We start from the raw sequence: 2,040 nt of genomic DNA, 5'->3' as shown, positions 1-2,040 counted from the left end.
GCTCACCGTGTTGCGGTAGAACGCGTCCACGTCCCAGGCATCCCAGGCGTTGGGCAGGTCCTGGTGCAGCTGCAACAGGTTCGCCGCACCGCCTGGCGGCACCAGCTCGCGGTCGGCGCGCAGGTCCAGCAGCGAGGTCACGAGGCCGGCGGCATCGACCGTCACCCGCAGCAGGCCGTTGTCGAGTACGTAGCCACTGCCGGCCGGCTGCGGTGTCGGCCGGGCCTGTCGGTCGCGCACGTCCGCACCGCCGGCGGGCACGCCGGCCCGCGGGTGCGGCGCGGCGTTGAAGACCACGGTCTCGCCGCCGTCGCCGGCGAGTGACCGCTGCGCCCGGTCGATGATGTCGACCAGCTCGTCCGCGACCCCCGCGTACGTGGCGCGCGCCTCGCGGTTCACCCAGGAGATCGACGAACCCGGCAGGATGTCGTGGAACTGGTGCAGCAGCACGACTTTCCACAATCGGTCGAGCCGGTCGTACGGGTACGCGAACGCACCCGCGACCGCCGCGGTCGCCGACCACAGCTCGGCCTCGCGCAGCAGGTGCTCGCTGCGCCTGTTGCCGCGCTTGATCGCGGCGTGCGAGGTGTACGTGCCGCGGTGCAGCTCGAGGTACAGCTCGCCGGACCAGACCGGCGCGCGGTCAGCGTACTCCCGCTCGGCCGCGGTGAAGAACGCCGCCGGCGTCTCCACCCGAACGCGCGGCGAGCCTTCCAGGTCGGCGGTACGGCGCGCGCGGGCGAGCATCTCCCTGGTCGGTCCGCCGCTGCCGTCGCCGTAGCCGAACGGGACCAGCAAGCGGGTCGCGTACCCCTTCTCCTTGAAGTTGCGCGCCGCGTGCGCCAGCTCGCGTACGGACAGCTCCGCGTTGTACGTGTCCACCGGCGGGAAGTGCGTGAACACCCGGCTGCCGTCGATGCTCTCCCACCAGAACGTGTGGTGCGGGAACCTGTCGAACTGGCTCCAGGAGATCTTCTGGGTGAGGAACCAGCGCGCGCCGGCGAGCTGCACCAGCTGCGGCAGCGCGGCGGAGTAGCCGAACGAGTCTGGCAGCCAGACCTCCTCGGTCTCGATGCCGAACTCGTCCAGGAAGAACCGCTTGCCGTGCACGAACTGCCTGGCCATCGCCTCGCCCCCGGGCAGGTTCGTGTCCGCCTCCACCCACATGGAGCCGACCGGCACGAACCGGCCGGCGCGCACCTGCTCCCGCACCCGCGCGTACACCTCCGGCCGGTGCTCCTTCAGCCAGGCGAACTGCTGCGCCTGCGACATGGCGAACATCAGGTCGGCGTCGTCGTCCATCAGCGACGTCACGTTGGCTGCCGTACGGGCCACCTTGCGCACCGTCTCGCGTAGCGGCCACAGCCACGCCGAGTCGATGTGCGCGTGCCCGACGGCGGACACCCGGTGGGCACTGGTGTGCGCCGGCCTGCCGAGAACGCCGTCGAGCTGCTGCCTGGCCGCCTTCGCCGTACCTGGCACGTCCCACAGGTCGACGGCGTCGAGCGCTGCCTCGATCGCCCGCAGGATCTCGTGCCGGCGCGCGTCGTCGAAACCCAGCTCGTGCATCAGGCCCTCGAGCACCTCGAGGTCCTGCACGAGCTCCCAGACCTGCTCGTCGAAGACGGCCAGCTCCGCGCGGCGCACGGCGTACAGCGGCCCGTCTCCCGCCGTGGCCGGGTCGCCGAGACCGGTCACCGGGCCGTCGATGGACGGGTTGGCCGCCGCCTCGACGTAGTACTCGACCTGCTCGCCGCCGGCGGCGGCGTCGGCGACGCGTACCCAGGCGTTGCGGGGGTTGAGCCCCTTCACCACGTCGCCGGCACGCGTATACACGAGGCCCTCGCACTGGAAGCCGGTGCGGAAGATGTCGAAGCCGAGGTCGACGACCGCTTCCACGGCCCGCCCGGTCCAGGCAGGTGGCACGGCGCCGGTCAGCCGGAGCCAGGTGGTGCCCCACGGCGGCCCCCACGGGTCACCGACGGCGGCCGGCGCGTACTCGGCCGCGAGCGCCGCCGCGACGGGCACCGGCTCCCCCGG

At 72.5% G+C, this 2,040-nt stretch carries 1 protein-coding gene; it reads right to left on the bottom strand.

Annotated features, from left to right (window positions below):
- Positions 1 to 2,040, bottom strand: a 2,040-nt coding sequence (locus GEV07_30900) for an alpha-mannosidase (protein MQA06917.1), incomplete at both ends; no start/stop codon positions are given.

It is taken from the genome of Streptosporangiales bacterium, assembly GCA_009379825.1.
Lineage (GTDB): Bacteria > Actinomycetota > Actinomycetes > Streptosporangiales > WHST01 > WHST01.
Note: the sequence above shows the minus strand (reverse complement) of the source record. Positions and strands in the feature narration are given on the sequence as shown.